The 18,198-nt window shown below is 68.4% G+C and carries 19 protein-coding genes and 3 pseudogenes; 11 read left to right on the top strand and 11 right to left on the bottom strand.

Translation table 11 applies throughout. The annotated features are described in order from the left end of the window. Positions 1–3 precede the first annotated feature (3 nt). From IEY87_RS45360 to IEY87_RS34320, 7 genes and pseudogenes are all read right to left on the bottom strand, one after another. Positions 4–495, bottom strand: a complete 492-nt coding sequence (locus IEY87_RS45360; protein WP_225277900.1) for an IS3 family transposase — start codon at positions 493–495, stop codon at positions 4–6. Positions 496–587: 92 nt separating this feature from the next. Next, positions 588–815: pseudogene (locus IEY87_RS47305) on the bottom strand (IS3 family transposase); the annotation flags it as partial. A 59-nt stretch (positions 816–874) separates the two neighbouring features. Beyond that, the gene (locus tag IEY87_RS34335) at positions 875–1,039 is read right to left on the bottom strand and encodes a hypothetical protein (RefSeq protein WP_189143009.1); all 165 of its coding nucleotides are present in this window, start codon (positions 1,037–1,039) and stop codon (positions 875–877) included. Next, positions 997–1,686, bottom strand: a complete 690-nt coding sequence (locus IEY87_RS34330) for a multicopper oxidase family protein (protein ID WP_308426468.1) — start codon at positions 1,684–1,686, stop codon at positions 997–999. Before IEY87_RS34330 ends, IEY87_RS34335 begins: the two co-directional genes overlap by 43 nt. Before the next feature lie 15 nt (positions 1,687–1,701). Next, positions 1,702–1,878 (bottom strand): annotated as a pseudogene (locus IEY87_RS47050) (multicopper oxidase domain-containing protein); the annotation flags it as partial. A gap of 93 nt (positions 1,879–1,971) precedes the next feature. Further along, positions 1,972–2,334, bottom strand: a complete 363-nt coding sequence (locus IEY87_RS34325; RefSeq protein ID WP_225277899.1) for a hypothetical protein — start codon at positions 2,332–2,334, stop codon at positions 1,972–1,974. A 193-nt stretch (positions 2,335–2,527) separates the two neighbouring features. Continuing rightward, positions 2,528–3,721, bottom strand: a complete 1,194-nt coding sequence (locus tag IEY87_RS34320) for an NAD(P)/FAD-dependent oxidoreductase (protein WP_189143008.1) — start codon at positions 3,719–3,721, stop codon at positions 2,528–2,530. Between the two features lie 303 nt (positions 3,722–4,024). Between IEY87_RS34320 and IEY87_RS46175 the strand changes: the two genes are divergently transcribed. From IEY87_RS46175 to IEY87_RS34300, 6 genes and pseudogenes are all read left to right on the top strand, one after another. Then, positions 4,025–4,633, top strand: a complete 609-nt coding sequence (locus IEY87_RS46175; RefSeq protein WP_225277898.1) for a sigma-70 family RNA polymerase sigma factor — start codon at positions 4,025–4,027, stop codon at positions 4,631–4,633. A 92-nt stretch (positions 4,634–4,725) separates the two neighbouring features. Further along, the gene (locus tag IEY87_RS46170; protein ID WP_225277897.1) at positions 4,726–4,968 is read left to right on the top strand and encodes a sigma-70 family RNA polymerase sigma factor family protein; all 243 of its coding nucleotides are present in this window, start codon (positions 4,726–4,728) and stop codon (positions 4,966–4,968) included. Positions 4,969–5,195: 227 nt separating this feature from the next. Further along, positions 5,196–6,191, top strand: a pseudogene (locus tag IEY87_RS34310) (cytochrome P450); the annotation flags it as partial. A 44-nt stretch (positions 6,192–6,235) separates the two neighbouring features. Beyond that, positions 6,236–6,436 (top strand): hypothetical protein, encoded by a 201-nt coding sequence (locus IEY87_RS47300; protein ID WP_372462280.1) that lies wholly within the window; start codon positions 6,236–6,238, stop codon positions 6,434–6,436. Between the two features lie 1,205 nt (positions 6,437–7,641). After that, positions 7,642–8,004 carry a site-specific integrase gene (locus IEY87_RS46165; protein ID WP_225277895.1) on the top strand — a complete coding sequence of 121 codons (363 nt, stop codon included), beginning with the start codon at positions 7,642–7,644 and terminating at the stop codon, positions 8,002–8,004. A gap of 9 nt (positions 8,005–8,013) precedes the next feature. Continuing rightward, positions 8,014–9,267 carry a coiled-coil domain-containing protein gene (locus tag IEY87_RS34300; protein ID WP_189143007.1) on the top strand — a complete coding sequence of 418 codons (1,254 nt, stop codon included), beginning with the start codon at positions 8,014–8,016 and terminating at the stop codon, positions 9,265–9,267. 178 nt (positions 9,268–9,445) lie between these two features. Here the strand turns inward: IEY87_RS34300 and IEY87_RS34295 are convergent, their stop codons facing one another. From IEY87_RS34295 to IEY87_RS46160, 3 genes are all read right to left on the bottom strand, one after another. Beyond that, entirely contained in the window at positions 9,446–10,000 is a 555-nt protein-coding gene (locus IEY87_RS34295) for a P-loop nucleotide/nucleoside kinase family protein (protein ID WP_189143006.1), read from the bottom strand. 558 nt (positions 10,001–10,558) lie between these two features. Then, positions 10,559–11,191 carry a tyrosine-type recombinase/integrase gene (locus IEY87_RS34290; protein WP_225277894.1) on the bottom strand — a complete coding sequence of 211 codons (633 nt, stop codon included), beginning with the start codon at positions 11,189–11,191 and terminating at the stop codon, positions 10,559–10,561. Between the two features lie 47 nt (positions 11,192–11,238). Beyond that, on the bottom strand, positions 11,239–11,415 hold the full coding sequence (locus tag IEY87_RS46160; RefSeq protein WP_189143005.1) for a hypothetical protein: 177 nt from the start codon (positions 11,413–11,415) through the stop codon (positions 11,239–11,241). 46 nt (positions 11,416–11,461) lie between these two features. Between IEY87_RS46160 and IEY87_RS34280 the strand changes: the two genes are divergently transcribed. The 5 genes from IEY87_RS34280 (at position 11,462) to IEY87_RS34260 (ending at position 17,110) form a co-directional block, all read left to right on the top strand. Then, on the top strand, positions 11,462–12,538 hold the full coding sequence (locus tag IEY87_RS34280; RefSeq protein ID WP_189143004.1) for a WD40 repeat domain-containing protein: 1,077 nt from the start codon (positions 11,462–11,464) through the stop codon (positions 12,536–12,538). Between the two features lie 103 nt (positions 12,539–12,641). Further along, complete coding sequence (locus IEY87_RS34275) at positions 12,642–13,064, top strand: recombinase family protein (protein ID WP_225277893.1); 423 nt, start codon at positions 12,642–12,644, stop codon at positions 13,062–13,064. Between the two features lie 155 nt (positions 13,065–13,219). Then, positions 13,220–14,023 carry an alpha/beta fold hydrolase gene (locus IEY87_RS34270; RefSeq protein WP_225277892.1) on the top strand — a complete coding sequence of 268 codons (804 nt, stop codon included), beginning with the start codon at positions 13,220–13,222 and terminating at the stop codon, positions 14,021–14,023. Continuing rightward, positions 14,020–14,814, top strand: coding sequence for a MerR family transcriptional regulator (locus IEY87_RS34265; RefSeq protein WP_189143002.1), 795 nt, complete (start codon positions 14,020–14,022; stop codon positions 14,812–14,814). Before IEY87_RS34270 ends, IEY87_RS34265 begins: the two co-directional genes overlap by 4 nt. 415 nt (positions 14,815–15,229) lie before the next feature. After that, positions 15,230–17,110 carry a CocE/NonD family hydrolase gene (locus tag IEY87_RS34260; RefSeq protein WP_189143001.1) on the top strand — a complete coding sequence of 627 codons (1,881 nt, stop codon included), beginning with the start codon at positions 15,230–15,232 and terminating at the stop codon, positions 17,108–17,110. Positions 17,111–17,727: 617 nt separating this feature from the next. Here the strand turns inward: IEY87_RS34260 and IEY87_RS34255 are convergent. Further along, positions 17,728–18,159 carry a Tn3 family transposase gene (locus IEY87_RS34255; protein WP_189143000.1) on the bottom strand — a complete coding sequence of 144 codons (432 nt, stop codon included), beginning with the start codon at positions 18,157–18,159 and terminating at the stop codon, positions 17,728–17,730. Positions 18,160–18,198: the final 39 nt, after the last annotated feature.

The raw sequence follows: 18,198 nt of genomic DNA, 5'->3' as shown, positions 1-18,198 counted from the left end.
GGATCACGAGGTTGGGTTTGAGGGCTTGTAGAGCTTTTCGAACGCAATTGGGCTGTTCATGCCGATGCTGGAATGACGCCTATATGGGTTATACCAGCACTCGATCCATTCAAACATCGCGCTGGCCAACTCGGCCCTTGTTGACCATTTATTGATGTCGAGCAGTTCGAGCTGCATCGTTCCCCAGAACGATTCCATCATGGCATTTTCGTAGCAATCGCCGACGGTTCCCATCGAGCCGAGGAGTTCGGCATCGCGGAGTCGTTTCCCATACGAGAACGATGTGTACTGCGTTCCGTGATCCGAATGCAGGATCGTCTTCTTGCTGGGCGGGTTACGGCGGGTGACGGCCATGACCATCGCGTCGACGACCAGAACGCTGGTCTGGCGTATGTCGATGGAATGGCCGATGATGCGACGAGAATAGGCGTCCATGACAGCGGCGCAATACAGTTTCCCTTCGTCGGTAGGTGCTCGGTGATATCGCTGACCCACAGCCGGTCAGGCGCGTCCACCGTGAAGGCCCGGCGGACCAGATCCTCCTCGGTGGCGGCGTTGACGAGGTTGCGGCGGCCCTTGCGCCGGTAGATGCCCTGGATGCCAGCCTCGCGCATGAGTCGTTCGACGCACTTGCGGTTGATCTCCAGGTCCAGGCCGAGCGTCAGCTCCGCGTGGACCCGCGGTGAGCCGTAGCTGTACCGCGACGTCTCATGGATGTCACGGATCAGCTTCAGGAGTTCGGTGTTTCTTTGGTCGCGTGGTGACTGCGGCCGGCCGACCCAGTCTTTGTAACCCGATCTGGAAATATTCAACACCCGGCAGGCCACCGCGACAGGAAAGTCATCATCGGCGAGTTCACGGACCAGCGCGTACCCTATTTTGGGAGCACGTTTTCCCGGGCGAAATACGCAGCCGCCCGCTTGAGGATCTCGTTCTCCAGCTCAAGCTGCCGGGTTCGGCGCTGCAGATCGGCGAGTTCCTTCTTCTCCGCGCTGGTCAGCTTCGCACCGCCGTTGTCATCGATGTCGGCCTGGCGCATCCAATTCCGCAGACAGGAGTCGCTGATACCCAGGTCTTTACGACCAGGTCATAGCGTTCGGCCGCGGCTATCGGGAGGTGGTCGTGCACGCGCGGCGTGTCGAGCAGGCCCTGGTCCGAGCCGATCTGTGTGAAGGCCTGGCCGCCGGGTGGCGGTGGGTCGAGCGCGAGGTCATAGCGGCGGGCGTTGGACGCGTTGAGCACCCGCAGTCGGTGTCTGGTCGCCGACACTTCGGCCACCGGCCAGGGTGCGCCGTTCACCAGGATCACGTCGCCGAGCACCCCCTCGATGTAGGAGTCCTCGACGCCGGGCACGGTGGTCAGTGACGGGTCGACGGACGGGTAGTGCATCGAGCCGTCCTCGGCGAACGCCCGGTCAGTGATCATCAGCGGCAGTTCGCGCTCGCCGTACGGCAGCGGCAACGCGTCCTCTTCGGCATCCCGCACGAGGTGGAATCCGGCCAGGCCGCGGTAGACGGCGGGCCCGGTGAAGTCCATCCGGTGATCGTGGTACCAGAGCGTCGATGCAGGCTGCTGCAACGGGTACACGTAATCGCGCACGCCCTGGGCGACCTTTGCGTGCGGATCCCGCATGCTCGTGTGCCCGCCGTGCGAGTGCGTCGTGTGCGTGCCGCCGGCGGGCAGCACCAGGTCGGTGGTGTAGCCGTCGGACTCCGGCGGGGTGCGGCCGCCGTGCAGGTGGACGACGGTCGGTACCGGGAGTTCGTTGCGGTGCCGGACGATTGCCGTCCGGCCGCTGCGGGACTCGATGGTCGGCCCGGGGAACGTGCCCTGCGGGTAGCGGCACTTTGCTGATGAGCAGTCCCCCGGAAGCCGCAGCGGATCCGAACAGCCGTGGCCCGGCGAGCCCGGCTGCGAACAGCGCGCCCGCCCCGCCGGTCAGGCCGAAGAACCGGCGCCGGGACAGCCCGCTCATCGCTGCCCCCCGGGCTGCTCTCCGGCTGTCCGCCAGATCTCGACCAGCATGATCGACGCGTACATGGCGAGCGCGACGCCCAGCGGGAAATGCAGGTCCAGCGCACCGGCCACTCCCGCGAAGTACTGCCCGGACTCGCCCAGGAACAGCAGCAGGCTTGCCCAGAACGGCCAGCGCGTCCCGGCTCGCCGCCAGAGCACCGCCGACAGCACGACCTGCGCCAGCCCGAAATAGGTGACCAGATCCGCGCCGAGCGTGTGCAGCGCCAGCATGTCGTAGTCGCCGATCATGTAGCGGCCGGCGAACACCGGCTCGGCGAAGATCGCGACGGTGTGCGCGGTGACGATCCAACGCATCACGCCCAGCACCGCCCGTCCACGCAGCCGCGGCGGAGTTTTCCGAGCTTCGATTGTTGTCGCCGTCGTGGGCGTGGACACGGTGAGGTCTTCCTTCTCAATCTCAACGGGGGTTTCGCTGCTCTCACGGGTGAGGGGAGGGTCGGACGCGGGTATGGAACTTCGCGACTCCAGCCCTCCCTGCGCTCGCCGGGGATTACGGGGAAGTGACCCCTCGCGGAGCGGAGGCCGACTGCTCGGGACGCGGGCCGCCCTTGGGCCAGACGAGGGAACCCGGCTTGCGGGCTTCGCGACGGATTCTCGACACCGCGAAATTGGCGGTCACTTCCTTGATCGCCGCGCCCATGCGGCCGCTGATGTAGACGTTCACCGCGGTGTCGTCCTTACCGGCGAGCTGTCGGATGGCCGAGCGCCGGCCGAGGCTGACACACGCTCCCGAGAAGGCCAGTCTGATCGTCGCCGGTTCGGTTCCCGCGATGCGGCTCAGCACGGTGTTGGCGGCCTGCGCCCCGAGCGGCCCGGCGGCGTAGCAGCTCATCCGCAGCGGCTGGCCCGACGGTGCGGCGGAGTCGCCGGCCGCGACGACGCGGTCGTCGTCGACGCTGGTCAGTGTCTCGTCGGTGAGCAGCCGGCCGAGCTCGTCGGTGTCCAGCCCGCTCGCGGCCGCCAGCTGCGGCACGCCGAAACCGGCCGCCCAGATGGTCAATGCGCTCGCGTGCACCGCACCGTCGGCGAAGACGACCGCGTCCGGCCGGACCTCGGTCACCGCGACGTCCTCGAGCACCATGGCACCGTGCCTGGACAGCCACTTGGCCACGGCGCGGCGACCCGGTGCGCTGAAGGACGGCGCCAGGGTCCGGCCACACACCAGCGTGACCGTGCGTCCTTGCTCGGCCAGCTCGGCGGCCGTCTCGATACCGGTCAACCCGCCGCCGACCACGGTGACCGGAGCATCCAGGGGCAACTCCTCCAGCCCGGCACGCAACCGTTGCGCGGTCTCGAATTCAGCAACGTCGAACGCGAATTCGGCCGCGCCGGGCACCGACGACGGTGTCACCCCGGTGCTGCCGACCGCGTAGATAACATAGTCGTAGTCCAGCGCGCGGCCCGATGCCAGCTGCACTGTGCGGGCAGCGGTGTCGATGCGCGTGGCGCTGTCGACGACCAACCCGATCCCCTCGCCCAGAAGCGTGCCGTAGTCCACCGTGGCCTCGCCGGTGCGGGCCACGAACTGGTGCAGCCGGACTCGTTCGACGAACTCCGGGCGGGGATTGACCAGTGTGATGTCGATGTCGGCGCGCATTCGCAGATGGTTGGCCGCCAGTGTTCCGGCGTAGCCGCCGCCAATGACGACGACCTTGTGGGGTGTGTGGTGTTCAGACGTGGGCATGGCGAGGTCTTCCCTTCTCGATCTCAGCGAGGATGTGAGACTTGCGACCCGATGGGGGTTGGTCCTTCATCACGAAGTGGCCGACCGCGGGGACGGTCACGCATTCCGACGGGGGTTCTCGACGGCGACCCGCATACCCGCCGAGGTCAGCTTTCCTGCGTGCTGGACGGTGTCTCACTAGTCCGACAACAGAACACCTCGGAATGTGAGGTGACATGTGAGGCGGCACGCCAACCTCACAGTTCACTGGGCTGTCTTGTCGAACAGGTAAAGACAGATGCGACCAAGGGAGCCGACGACACCATGACGACCCCGTCCGAGCCGGGAGGCGACCAGCTCGATCCCGGCCTGAGCGCGATCATGAGCGAACGGCGCCAGCTGATCAATCTCACCTACCGGCTCCTGGGCTCCCTGGCCGACGCCGAAGATGTCGTCCAAGAGACCTACGCCCGCTGGTACACCCTGCCCCGGCAACAGCAGGACGCCATCGGATCCCCCGGCGCCTGGTTGACCACGGTGGCCAGCCGTATCTGCCTCAACCTGCTCTCCTCGGCACGCGCCCGGCGCGAGACCTACGTGGGCGAATGGATCCCCGAACCGCTACCCGAACCTACGGAGTGGATCACCGGGCGGGCGGATGGCATCACCGTCGACCCTGCCGACCGGGTCACCCTGGATGAGTCGGTCAACATGGCCTTCCTCGTCGTGCTCGAAGCGATGACCCCGGCCGAGCGCGTCGCGTTCATCCTGCACGACGTCTTCCGCTACTCCTTCGCCGAAGTGGCCGAGATCGTCGGCCGCACCCCGGCGGCCTGCCGCCAGCTGGCCTCCTCGGCCCGCCGCCGCATCCGCGCGCCGCAGACTCCCGCGGCTGTGGCAGCCGGGCAGGCCCGCATCGTCAAAGGCTTCTAGCAGGCCTGGGAGGCCAAGGACATCAATGCCCTCATCGGCCTTCTCGACCCCGACGCCACGGCGATCGCCGTGGCGGCGGCATCGTCGGCGCCTTGCTCCGCCCGATCGAAGGCGCCGAGCAGATCGCGCGCTCCCTGGTCAATCTCGAGGGCAGGCTACACAAGCTGACGCTCCTGGAGCGTACGGTCAACGGCCAGCCCGGCCTGATCGCCCAGCAAGACGGCATCACCGTATCGGTGTACGCGTTCGACACCGCAGGCGACCGGATGCAGCACATCTGGGCGGTACGCAACCCCGACAAGCTCAGGCCGTGGACGATGGGGCCGCAGCGCTAGGAGAGTCGGGAACAGCAAGTGGTGCCCGACCGATAGAGGATGATCTTAGCGAGTACGGGACACGCTGGGTTTCGCGTGCGCCTCGCTCGAGGTCGAAAGGGTTCCGCCGGCGCCAAAACCCCGCGATGGACGGGCATCGTCGCAGACCGGTGAAACCACACAAGACGCTCGATCTCCATCGCCTTTCCCTTGCCTGATAGCGCATTGAAATCCCACACGATCACAGGATGGATGGACAGAAGATGACGCACGCGCAGGAGTTGCCGCTGCACATGCGGCGGAACGGGCTCGACCCGGTCGGAGAACTGGCCAAGGCACGAGATGGCGAGGGCGTCGTGCGGGTGGAGACGCCGTTCGGCCTGCCCGCGTACCTGGTCTGCCGCCACGAGAATGTTCGCCAGGTGCTGTCGGATCCGGCCCGCTTCAGCAGCGTCCTGAGACCGTTCCGGGGGCTCGATGAGCTGGACGCGGACGAGCTGGCCGCGATGCGGGCCGGGAATCTGATCGGGTTCGACCTGCCCGAGCACACGCGGCTGCGCCGGATGCTCACCCCGGAGTTCACGATGCGCCGGATGCGCAGGCTTGAGCCGCGGATCACCGAGATCGTCCAGGCGGCTCTGGACGATCTGGAGCGGGCGGGCAGGCCGGCCGACCTGGTGGCTCACTTCGCGTTGCCGGTGCCGTCGCTGGTGATCTGCGAGTTGCTGGGTGTGCCGTACGCCGACCGCGCCGCCTTTCAGGATCGTTCCGTGCGCATGCTCGACACCTCGTTGCCGATGAAGCAGCGTGCCGCGGCGCAGCGGGAGGACCGCGCCTACATGGCCGGGCTGGTGGAACGCGCCCAGGCCGACCCGGGCGAGGACATGCTCGGCATGCTGATACGCGAGCACGGCGACGAGCTCAGCACCGACGAGCTGATCGGCATCGCGGGACTGCTGCTACTGGCCGGACATGAGACCACCTCGAACATGCTCGCCCTGGGCACCCTGGCCCTGCTGCGACACCCAGACCAACTCGCCACGATCCGCAAAGATCCGGCGCAGATCGAGCCCGCCATCGAGGAGCTGCTGCGCTGGCTGTCCATCGTGCAGTCGCTACCACCGCGCACGACCACGACGGAGGTGGAGATCGCCGGGCATGCCATCCCCGCGGGCTCGATGGTGATCTGCTCGCTGCCCGCCGCCAACCGCGACAGCGCCTTCATCGACGATCCCGAGACCCTCGATATCACCCGGGGGCCGCCGGCCACGTCGCCTTCGGCCATGGGGTGCACCACTGTCTCGGGGCCCCGCTGGCGCGGATGGAGATGCGCCTCGCCTTTCCCCGCTCTGCTCCAGCGCTTCCCCGGCCTCGCCCTGGCCGACCCGGACGAGCCAGCCGACTTCCGGTCCTTCAGCCTCGTGCACGGCCTGAACTCACTGCCGGTGACCTGGTGAACGGACGGCCAATGAGAGCCCACGTCCTCTGATACGGGCGGATCGTCGGCGCCGCGGTCCTGGCGTCCGAGGAGGTCGCCGCACGTGCACGCCCGACCTGACTCACTCGGCACGACTCGCCCAGGCCTGCTGACTGCGCACGCCGGCCTGGGCGTGTACGGCCAGCCCTTGAGGTTGCTCACGCGGGCTGAGGTTAGGTACAGGTCTACCGTCGAGGTATGACACAAGACATCGCCCTGAACCTGGGGTGGCCCCCTCCGCCTGCACCGTGCCCCCCGCCGAGCAGGGCTTCGCGTAGCCGAGTTCGACGCCTTGTTGGCCCCCTGCTTTGATCGTCCACTGGTGGCCGGCCATCATCGGGGACACCGACTGACGTCCGGCAACCGAACCCATCGCCGAGGTCTCGCGCTGGCAGACCTGCCAGCTGGAGGCCCACCAGGGCACAGTCAGTCACCGTCGGCCCCGCCCTGGCCGCGCTCGCTGCCATCGCCGACCTGACCGCGCGGCGGCGCCGGGGCAGTCATCGCCCAGCCGCGCGGGCACCGGCAGCGGGTACGACTGCTGCGCGCCAGCGAACCCCGCAGCTGACGACGCGCCATCCAGGGCTGTCTCCCAACCTGACGGCGACGGAACTGAACCGATCTTGTCCGTTACTGACGGACTTCCGGACACGAAGATCATCGTCACCCGATGTCACCACCAGCGGATCCACCTCGAAACAACGGTCAGAGGCGAGCTGCGACCGAACGGGACCGTACGTTAACGATCCCGCACCGGCCCTGTCCGATAGCCGCTCTGGCCTGCGTGAAAGCCCTTACCGTACGAAACAGTTCCGCTGCAGGTCCACAATCCGGTACATCACCCTCGCCGCAGCCGCCGATGCCTTCCTCGCCACCCCGCGCACGGCCAACCTCAACACCCACCACGCCTCGGCCATCGACCGCGTCATCGCCCTGCTCGGCCGCCGCTCGCCTAGGTCGCCGACACCGAGATCGGCACCGCACTCACCGACCTGTGGGAGGCGAGCTCGTCGGCGACCTGGAACCGAAACCGCGCCGCTGTGACCTCCTGACTCACCTGGTGCCACGCCAAGACGCGCTGGGCCGCGCCGCCGTTCCCGGCCGACGCCGAACGTCGCAAGGAAATTGCCGACGAGACCCGCGCGGTCGCCAAGACCACAATCCCCCGGCTGCCGTCACGGCGCGACATCCTGCGACGGGAGAAGACCCTGTGGCGGATGCTGCGCGAAACGGCCGGCCGGGCCAGCGAGATCCTCGCGCTCAACGTCGAGGACCTCGATTTGGACAACTGGTGCGCACCCGTCCATTCCAAGGGCGGCGCAATCGAATGGGTGTACTTGGCAGCAGCTTCCTTAACGGCAGGCCAACTTCGTGGCAATCCGCAGCCGCGGATGAACCGGGCGGTGTTCACCGCCGCGCTCACCTGCATCAGCGCGTTGGCCAGCTCGTCAGCCCGGGTGCGGATCGCCTTGCGTGCTTACTTGCGGGAATTATGCATTCTCGCAAGTTACTGTTCGCGGAGAGGTGCGCAACAGATCTTAATATTTGATTTTTATTTTCTGGAAAATCAAAAATGGTAGGGTGCTGCGGTGACTGGTGAGATCGGCACGGTTACGCCGTGCAAGCACTGTGGGGCGCCCATCGAGCAGCGGCGGGGGAGGGGGCGGCCCAAGGCCTACTGCCCCGAAGGGGACTGCCAGGCCGCGGCCAAGCGGGAGCGGGAGTTGCGGCGGGCGACGCCTGGGCTGGAAGGGGCGCTGGCCAGGGCCGAGCAGTTGTACGAGCGGATGGAGAGCGGGCTGGCCGCGGCGATCGAGCCGCTCGCGCAGGCGCTGTCCGACGAGTTGAGCCCGGCCGGGGTGGAGGCCAGGCTGAGCGCGGTGCAGGCTGAGGCGCACACCCGGGTGGCCATCGCGCGCACCGAGCGGGAGCAGGCGTTCGAGCAGGTACGGCTGGCGCGCGAGGCCGCCGAGCACGCGCGCCGGCAGACCGGGGAGATGCGCGAGCGGCTGGACGAGGCCGAGGCGGAGCGGGACAACGCGCTCGGCGACGCCGAAAGGGCCCGCGAGCAGGCGCTGGCGGCGTTGCGGGAGGCGGCCAGCACCGAGCGGCAGGCACTGCAGGCCGCCGAGGAGGCCGGTCGGCGGGCGGAGGTGGCCGAGCAGCGGGCCGAGGAAGCGGTACGACGCGTCGAGCAGACCGAACGGGCCAGGGAGCAGGCTGTTCGGGAGTTGGCCGGGCAGGTGGAGGCGGCCGAATCGCGTTCGGAGGAGGCGCGGGCGCAGGCCGTACAGGCTCGGCAGGAGGCTGAGCAGGCGCGGGAGGGAGAGACGCGGGCGCGCGAGGAGATGGCGGTGGCCGTGCGCGGGCGGGAACGGGCCGAGCGGGACGTCGCCGCGGCGGCGGCCACGGCGCAGGCTGCCGAGCAGGAGCGCGACCGGGCGGTGGCACGCGCGGAGAGCGCCGAGCGGGTGGGCGCGGAGGCGCAGCGGGAGCGCGCCGTCGCGCTCAACGAGGCGGCGCAGGTGCGTGAGGCGGCCGGCGCCGAGGTCGCGCGGGCGGAGGAGAACAGGCGGCGGGAGCTGGCGATGGCGGCCGAGCGGCTCGCCGCTGTGGAGAAGGAGGCCGCGGCCGCTGTTCTGGAGGAGCGGGCCCGGGCCGAGGGGGAGAGGGAGCGGGCTGAGGCTGCCGTTCGCGAACGGGATCAGTTGCTGGCTGACCTGCGGTTGGAGCGGGCCCGGCTGGAGGATGCGCGCGCGGAGGTGGAGGCGGCGCGTGCGGAGGCCGGGCGGCTACGGGAGCGGGCGGTCACGGCGGAGTTGGCCTTCCGGCAACGAGACTGACACCGTCGCAGCGGCAGCTTCCGGTCCGGGGAACACACCAGCGCCGAGCCGGCCGAGTCGTTTGGCGTGGCCCGCTCGACGGTCTACCGCGCGATCGAGTGTGCTGCGGCCGCGACGCCGGGACCGGCACGCCGACTCCGTCGAGGGCGGACATACGTGCCGGTGCCCGGCGGATCCGTCACTCGGTCGTCGGCCGATGTCGCCTCCGGGCCTCGGAGGCATTGCCGTGTGCGAGTGAGGGCCATCGGTCCGCGGCCCACTCCGGCCAGCTCAGCCACCCTGGTGGCGGAGCTGGGATGTCGCCGCCGCCGAGTTCGGTGGCATCGGGTGCCTGGAACCGCTTTCGCCATTCGTCGATGTCGGCCTCGCTCATCGGAAATGTCGTGTGGGGTGCGGTTGCCTGGCGGTGTGCGATCCGGGCGCGTTGGGCGTCCTTGTCGATGGGCAGGTAGATGACTTGGCAGGCTGCTCCGGCCGATGTTGCCAGCCGGCGCAGTGCCGACCGTTCGTCGCGGCTCCAGAGTCCGAAGTCGAGCACGACGTTGGTGCCCAGTCGCAGCGCTTGCAGGGCGAGGGCGATGAGCCGTCCTTCCAGGATGTCGCGCTTGCCGTCGGGCTGCGACCCGTCGAACAGGGAGATCATCCACTCGTCCGGCGTCAGCCGCAGCGCGCGGTGCGCCACGGCGAGTTCTTCGGCCCGGGTGGTCTTTCCGGCGCCGGGGAGCCCGACCATCAGGAAAAGCTTGGCGGGTTCGGACCGCACGCCATGGTTCAGCTTCGCTTTGGCGGGGCTGCGGCCGACGCGTCGGAGACGGCGAGGAATGCCTCGGACGTACAAGAAAGAGGATCGTGGTGTGGTGGATGGAACTGCTGCGACATGGATGTGCTCCCCGGATCACGCAGGACGATCCGGCAGCACGGCGAAACACGTGATCGAGCTGCCGGGCGGGACACTGATCCGGCGGTACGCCCTGGCACCGACCCCAGCGGAGCTGGCAACGAGGCCGCGGTTCACGGCAACCGCGATACCGCCGTCAAGCGGCGGCGCGGATGTTCATAGCGGCACAGCAACCCATCCCACCACCCTAACCGACCACACCGGCATGGCCATCGACCGCGGCCGCGATCAGTGACCGTTCGATCCTGCCACTGCCGATCCGTGAGAGATCAGTTCGGGCCGCCGCGCACCACTTCAACGGCCTCGGGGTTGAGGAACGAGCGGACAGCCGTTGGCGCTGAGAACGATCTTTAACGCAGTGTGAAGAGGTTCGCTCTCAGCCGTGGAGGTTGCTCAGCGCGTTGTTTGGTCGCGGCGCCGCCGAGCGGCGCGGATTTCGGCGTCGGCGACTTTGTCGTCCAGCAGTGCGTAGAGCTGGGTGGTCTCGGTGGCGGCGTGGCCGAGGCGGCGGCGGACGGCCTCGATGGACACGCCGGCGTTGATGAGCTCGGTGGCGTGGGCGTGGCGCAGCTGGTGGATGTCGATGTCGACCCTGGCGGCGGCGCAGTAGGTCTGCCAGCGGTGATGGGCGGCGTCGTGGGACAGTGGCCCGCCGCGGCCGTTGATGCTGGCGCGGAACAGCGGCCCGGCGGTGTAGTCGGCGCGGGAGAGGTACAGCTTGAGCAGGGCGACGTAGCCACGGTCGTCCAGCAGGACGGTGCGTACGCTGCCGCCCTTGCCGCAGATGCGGACGTGTTCGTCGTCCAGCCGCAGGTCCAGGTCTTCGACGTACAGCCCGCACACCTCCGAGGCGCGGGCGCCGCACACGTAGGCGGTCTCGAACAGCATCCGATCGCGCAGCCGGTCCAGCGGGACGTCCTTTCGCGGCCGCCGGGTGCAGATCACCGCCAGCACCTTGGCGACGTCGGCGGCAGCGGCGGGGCGGGGCAGGTTCTTGGGCACCTTGACGGTGTCGATCCGATCCATCGGGTTGGCCTGCAGAAGGTCGTGGCGGACCGCCCACTTGGACGATGTCAGGAGCGCGACAGGAAAACTCGATCCTCGGGAGCAAACCTCGCCCCGGCGTCGGCGTCGAGTTGCCGTTCAAGAACGCGGATCTGGTGGCGGAGGGCAAGAATCTCGGCGTCCTTGTCCATATCCCCCAACGGCAGCGACCGCAGCGCGGTTTCACGCCAGGAAGAGTCGGGCAAGCCGGATGACCTGCGCGGATGACATTATCGGCAGGAACAGGTTTGGGTGTCCCTACTGTCCTGGCTCACTGTTTTGCCCTGCGGATCACCTCTTGATGCCATCCAGGTCGTCGCACGCGCCGATTATCCTGTCCGGGTGTCTGACGAACGTTTGATTCTGAGCAGCGCGGCGCCTGACGGCCGGATCGACGACCTCGCGGTGGTCGATGTGGACGGGGCGCCGTTGGTGGTATGCACCGGCGACTACAAGCTGTGGAGCTGGGCTCCGCTGCAGGACGAGTGGCGGGAGCGGCCGCTGGCGTACGCCTGCGCCGAGGATCCGCTCGCCGCCGAGTATCCGGACGCCGAGAACGATATCGACTCGGTTGCCGTGGCCGTTTCCGAGGGGCGCGTGGTGCTGGCGGCCGGCGGCGATGAACAGGGAGCGGCCATCTGGGACCTGGACAGCGGCGAACTGCTCCGCGGGACGACGTACGACGGGCTCTACATCTCGTCCATCGCCACCGTGAAGGGCGAGGGACCGCCCCAGTTCGTAGCAAGCAGCGGGGTCCACTGGGACGGAGTCCAGGTGTTGGGGCTGTCCGCCGAGGAGCCTCCGGTGGAGTTGGCCGCTGGCCCCATCTGGGGTCTCGCCACCGCAGGAATCGACGGCCGCTCGCTGGTCGTTGGGGGCGGGGAAGAGTATGTGGAGATGTGGAATCTGGCGAACGGCGAGCAGGCCGCGTCGTTCTATGTGAACGACGGGCGGACATACGCCGTCGCTTTGTCCGAGCTCGACGGCCGTCCGGTCGTCGTGGCAGGCACGGACTCCGGAAAGGTGTACGTGTTCGACCTGTCCGGGGATGAAGAGGATGATCCGATCCACGAACCGTCTACCGGCCATGAGGGCAGGATCAACGCCTTGGACGTCGCCATGGTCGGCGACCGGGCGGTCGTGGTGACCGGCGGCGAGGACGGGACCATACGGCTCTGGGACCTCGCCAGCGGTCGACAAATCGGGCCGCCGCTGACCGGCCACAATTGGAGCGTCGAAGCTGTGGTGGTCACCAAGATGCAGGATCGCCCGGTCGCCCTGACCGCCGGTCGGGACGGCGTCGCACGCGTCTGGGACCTGACCCTCTGACAAGCCTGTGCGCCCGATGAGCCGACGGACCAGCCACAACCGTGATCGCCTGCCTCACCCGGGCGCTCACGTCGTTCGTCGTCGGCAACCACCGGTCGGCGAGGTGAGCAATCCCGCTCTTCGTCAGGTCAGCCGCGCGATTGATGGCCGCGCCGATCTACTCGGGGCGGACCTGCGCGAACGCGGGGTGGGACTGCATGTGATCGAGCAGGGCATCGACACCGACACGATGGAGGGCCGCGCGATGTTCGGCATGCTGTCGGTTCTGGCCGAGCTGCAGCGCGAGCTGATCGTCGCCAACACGATGGACGGCCTGGCCTCCGCCCGCGCCCGCGGCCGGGTCGGCGGCCGCCGACCCAAGCTCACCGCCGACCAGGCCGCCCTCGCCCAGGAGCTGTACGACGCGCGAGTCAAGACCGTCCAGCAGATCGCTGACCTGTTCGGTGTGCCGCGCTCGACGGTGTACGGGCATCTGAAGGGCGACACCGTGCTCCGCCAAGTGAAGGAGGCCCGGGGAAGGTCGTAGTCGGGATGCGGGATTGGCCCACCGGTCCCGAGTGACTGCCCGCCTTGCGTTCAGGCGAAGCCAAGACGCTTGGCCGCATGCCCCTTCGGCGAATGCGCGCGATGCCTGCGCCCTGGGTTTGACCTTGACCCTAGGTCAGGGTGCACGCTTTACGGGTGAGCAATTTCAACTCCGCGTGGACAGGCATGGTGCCGATCGACGACACCGCGCTGGCCGTGACCGACACCGGTGGGCCCGGCCGTCCCGTGATCTACCTTAATGGCCAGTTCGCCAGTCAGGCGTACTGGCGGCAGGTCATCGCCGAACTCGGCAGTGACTACCGGCACATCACCTACGACATGCGGGCCCGCGGCCGATCGAAGCGTTCGGCCGCAGCCGCTTCGTTCGAGACGCACGTCCGTGACATCGACGCCGTCCTTGTGGCCAGGGGCGTGGACCGGCCGCTTGTGGTCGGCTGGTCCTACGGCGCGGCGGTCGCGGTGCACTGGGCCGCTCGGAATCCGGACCGCGCCTTGGGGGTGGTGCCCGTGGACGGTGCCTACCCGCACGACTACCCCGACGCACCCCCGGAACGGGTCCGGCAATTCTGGCGCCGGATGCGCTTGCTGCTGCCACTGCTCTCCAGGCTGGGCATGGCCGCGAGGATGTCCGCCGAGCAGCATGCTCAGAGCAACATCGAGCTCATCGAGATCAGCGCCGCCCTCGGCCCGATCCTGGACGGTGTGACCTGCCCGGTCCGGTACGTGGTCGCCACGGGCGCCAACCTCGGAGGCGGCCATGATGAAATGGAAAGCGCGCGCGCCACCCTCACCCCGGTGCTCGCCCGCAACCCCACCATCACGAGCACGAAGGTCGCCAGCAATCACAGCAAGATCGTGCGCAAGGACTTCCGCGCGATCGCGGACGCGGTTCGCGACCTCGCCGGCGCCCCACGATCACGGGGCCGGCAGAGCAGATGACGGACGGCGTCACGATCGGCCAGGCGGCGGCATTCGCCGGCGTCACGGTGAAGGCCATCCGGCACTACCACCAGCACCGGTTGATCGACGAACCCCGTCGCGACAGCTCCGGCTATCGGCGCTACGGATCGGCCGACCTGCTGCGGCTGGTCCAGATCCGGACACTAGCCGGCGCCGGCGTGCCGCTGGCCGAGATCGAGGCGATCCTCGACGCCGATCCCGACCGGTTCGCCGCCGCACTCGTCGACGCCGAACGGCGCCTCACCGACCGGATCGACGATCTGATCGCGCGGCGTGAGACGCTGCGCCGGCTCGCCATCGGCGACCGGGCTCTGCTGCCCGATCGGGCTCTCGCCCTCCTGGACAGGGCCGCCGATCTCGGCTTGACCCCGGCTGACGTGACGATGGCCCGGGAGGGCATGGTGTTGATCAAAGCCCTGGTGCCGGAGGGTTTCGATGACTACCTCTCCCGGATCGAGCGCGCCCTCGACGACCCTCGGTACATGTCCTTGATCAAGCGCATGTGGTGTGCCGCCGAGTGGGAGCCGGACGACCCTCGCATCGACGAGCTCGCCACGGCCATCGCCGACCACTTCCTCGCCCATCCCGCGCTGCTGCCCATCCCGGCCGGACTCCAGGACCGCACCGACAGCGCGATCCGCTACAGCCTGCTCACACACCACGGACACGAGCAGAAGCCTGGCTGGACCCGGCTGACCGCGTTGATCGAAGCGCGTCTGCGCTCGGCCGGCATCGACATCGCGGACCAGACTCCCCTTCATGAACTCTGAAATCGCACCCCCGGTTTCCACCGCCTAGGTCGGGCCCACTGCGGCCTTCTGAGCCAGGGGCACTCTGGCAGCCCGCGGCGCCGCCGTCGGCTTTCGGATCCATACCAGCGGCCTCTTCCTGGTCAGCCGCCGGGTCATGAGCGTGTGCGCTTCGCCGTGCGTGGAGCGCACAGATACTCGTGCTCGAGGGGGCCGGTCCCGATCAGCCAGGGCCGCCCCCCGCCCGGGGCTGTGCTCGTCGCCGTCGAAGCGGCCGCCCGCACCCGCCAGGCCCAGCCCGGCCTCACCCTGGCGGACACGGCGCCCAGATCACCGATGTCCTCGACGCCGCTTGACGGGCTTGTCCCGAGGTTCTCGCCGGACCCCCGCACTGCGGCGCTTCATCGATAGCTGTCACCAGCCCAAAGGAGGGCACATGTCCAGTTTGAAACGGCGAGGGTTCCTCGCCGTGGTCGCACTCGCGATTCCGCTCGTAGTCGCCGTTGCTCCCGCCGCGTCCGCGACGGCGAAACCGAAGATCAAAGTCTCCGGCGGGCTCACGCAGCCTGTTTTCTCCTACAAGGACGCCATCCGTGAGCACGTCCGGGTGCCGTCGACGGTCGACAGTGACGGCGACGGTAAGAAGGATCTGATCCGGGTGGACATCATCCGGCCGAAGGAGTCCGGTCCTGGGCTCAAGGTTCCGGTGATCATGCACCAGAGCCCGTACTTCGGTGAACCGGGTGTCGGCTTCGAGGTTGAAAAAAAGAAGTACGGCGCGGACGGGAACCTGACGAAGTTTCCGATGTTCTACGACAACTACTTCGTGCCGCGCGGGTACGCGTTGGTGTCCGTCGACATGACCGGCACCCGCTTGTCGGACGGCTGTCCGACAAGCGGCGGTCCGTCCGACGTGCTGGGCGGCAAGGCTGTCGTCGACTGGCTCAACGGCCGCGCGGCCGCCTACGACGCCAAGGGCGCTGCGGTCAAGGCATCCTGGACCACCGGGCGTACCGGGATGATCGGCCACTCCTATGAGGGTGCCCTCGCCATGGCGGTCGCCGGCACCGGGGTGCGGGGGCTGGAGACGATCGTGCCGATCGCGGGGCCAAGCAGCTGGTACGACATGTGGCGCGCGAACGGCACCCTCACCGATATCAAGGACGGGCAGGCCTGGATGGCCGTACGGATTGACGAGGATCCGGACGAGAAGTGCGCGGCGGTGCGCCGGCGCATGACCGAGGGCTCCGACGACGCCACCGGCAACGACAACGCCTACTGGCAGGAGCTCGACTACCGGACCGGCCCGATCTCGAAGGCGCGCAACGTGCGCGCCAGCGTCTTCTCGGTGATGGGAATGCAGGACCGGAACGTGATGGCCGACCAGTTCTCCACCTGGTGGGGCAGGCTGCCCCGTACGGTGCAGCGCAAGGCGTGGGTGACGCAATACGGGCATCTCGACCCGTTCTGGGCCCGCCGCAATGTGTGGGTCGACACCCTGCACCAGTGGTTCGACCACGAACTCATGGGCGTCGCCAACGACATCACGCGCCGCCCGCGCGTCGACGTACAGCTCGGCCCGGACCGCTGGATCACTCAGGCCGACTGGCCCGCACCCGCGGCGCGGACGACGACCCTGCGGCCGCACCAGGACGGCTCCCTGGACCGCAAGCCCTCCACCGGAACCGCCAGCTACCTCGACACCGCCCAGACCGAGATCGCGATGGCCGACAACCCCGACACCGCCAACCCCAACCGGCTGGCCTTCCTGACCCCGCCGCTGAAGAAGGCGATGCGGCTGTCCGGGACGCCGTCGGTGAGCCTGCGAGTCACCCTGAACGAGCCGACCGCCAACCTGGGTGTCGTACTCGTCGACTACGGCACCGACACCCGCATCGACTACCGCGAACGCAGCGCGACGTCCGCGGAAGGCCTGAAGTTCATCGGCGGTGAAGACTGCGTCGGCCAGAGCACGGACGATGACGACGGCTGCTACCTCAAGGCCGGCGACAACCTGGCGACTTCCGACTTCCACGTGGTCACCCGGGGAATTCTGGACGCGCAGAACCACGAATCGCTGAGCCACCAGGCGCCGCTGACGCCTGGCAAGGCCTACCAGATCACCTGGAAGACGCTGCCGCTGGACTACGAGTTCAAGGCCGGGCACCGGCTGGGCCTGATACTGACCGGAACCAACGACGACCTCAACCTCGACGAGAGCAGCAACGTCGAACCCGGCACCGGGGCCAAGGTCACCGTCGACCTGGCCGACACGTCGATCTCGCTGCCGCTGGTCAACGGCACCCCCAGCAAGTAACAGCAAAATCGACACTCGCGATCTTCACCGCGGTGGTGCTCTCCGGCGCCACCGCGGTGTCACAGATCCCTTCTCCCCACGCCAGCTGCGCGCCTTGCCCGGCGCGTAGCCCACACCCTGCCGTCGCCGGCACCCGATGCGACTCCGCCGTCCGCGGCGAGGCATACACCGGCATGACATCCTCACCCAGCTCCAGGCAGCGCCGTGCGAGGTGCCACCACACCGGCGGCACCTCGCGGGCCTTGGCAGCATGCGGCCCACGGCATGCACCCCGACGAAGCGCACGAGCGGCTGCAGCGCGGCGCAAGCCAGGCGATGCGCTTGCACGCCAGCAGCCCGCCGGCCTCGGTGCCGCAGCCGCTCCGTATCGAGGTCGACCTGCATCAGCCCGCGCGCGGCGGATCTGGCCGCGCTCATGCCCGGCGCCACCCGGAGCGGGCGCACCGTCGCCTTCGACGCCGAGACCATGACGGCCGCCTACGGCATGCTCCAAGTCATCGTCGCGCTCACCCAGAACGGGCCGTAACCACGACAGGGGTGGACCGCGCCCGGCACGGGCCACCCCTGTCATCAACCGCCTGCGCCACCTGTCTGCAGGGAGCGCGGCGCCGAAACCGTCAGGGCATCAGCCCCAGCTCACGTAGTTGTGCGGGCCGCAGCGGCCGCCAGCCGCTGGTGTCGAGCTTGGCCAGCTCCGCCTCAACGTCAACGTTGATCACGCCGAAGAAGTTGATGTTGTCGCTGTGCCCGGGCGAGATGTGCGACAAGATCTCATCGCTCACCTCCCGGCCCTGCGAACGCAGCTCCAGCACCGCACGAGAATAATATTCGGTCGTCCACGCGACCACCGAGTTGGTCAGCAGCGTCAGGCACCATGCCTGCTCCGTCTGCTGCTCCAGGTGCGGGCGGGTGATCGTGCCCTGCTGCGCGTAGTGCAGGTCGCGGCGCAGCGCGTGCAGGCTTTCCCCCTTGTTCAGCTGCCGCGAGATCTTCCTCCTGAAGACCGGGTCCGACAGGTACTTGGCCAGGTGGACGGTCCTTCTGAGCATGCCCCACTCGGCCCTTGAGCAGCAACCAATCGGTCAGTG

It is taken from the genome of Nonomuraea glycinis, from assembly GCF_014646515.1.
Taxonomy (GTDB): domain Bacteria; phylum Actinomycetota; class Actinomycetes; order Streptosporangiales; family Streptosporangiaceae; genus Nonomuraea; species Nonomuraea glycinis.
Note: the sequence above shows the minus strand (reverse complement) of the source record. Positions and strands in the feature narration are given on the sequence as shown.

What these genes read in the sequence shown, in the direction of transcription:
- IEY87_RS34335 (WP_189143009.1), bottom strand. Translation starts at nt 1,039, where the DNA reads ATGCGCCAGGCCGACATCGATGACAACGGCGGTGCGAAGCTGACCAGC.
- IEY87_RS34320 (WP_189143008.1), bottom strand. Translation starts at nt 3,721, where the DNA reads ATGCCCACGTCTGAACACCACACACCCCACAAGGTCGTCGTCATTGGC.
- IEY87_RS46175 (WP_225277898.1), top strand. Translation starts at nt 4,025, where the DNA reads ATGACGACCCCGTCCGAGCCGGGAGGCGACCAGCTCGATCCCGGCCTG.
- IEY87_RS46165 (WP_225277895.1), top strand. Translation starts at nt 7,642, where the DNA reads ATGCTGCGCGAAACGGCCGGCCGGGCCAGCGAGATCCTCGCGCTCAAC.
- IEY87_RS34295 (WP_189143006.1), bottom strand. Translation starts at nt 10,000, where the DNA reads ATGGTCGGGCTCCCCGGCGCCGGAAAGACCACCCGGGCCGAAGAACTC.
- IEY87_RS34290 (WP_225277894.1), bottom strand. Translation starts at nt 11,191, where the DNA reads ATGGATCGGATCGACACCGTCAAGGTGCCCAAGAACCTGCCCCGCCCC.
- IEY87_RS34265 (WP_189143002.1), top strand. Translation starts at nt 14,020, where the DNA reads ATGACGGACGGCGTCACGATCGGCCAGGCGGCGGCATTCGCCGGCGTC.
- IEY87_RS34260 (WP_189143001.1), top strand. Translation starts at nt 15,230, where the DNA reads ATGTCCAGTTTGAAACGGCGAGGGTTCCTCGCCGTGGTCGCACTCGCG.
- IEY87_RS34255 (WP_189143000.1), bottom strand. Translation starts at nt 18,159, where the DNA reads ATGCTCAGAAGGACCGTCCACCTGGCCAAGTACCTGTCGGACCCGGTC.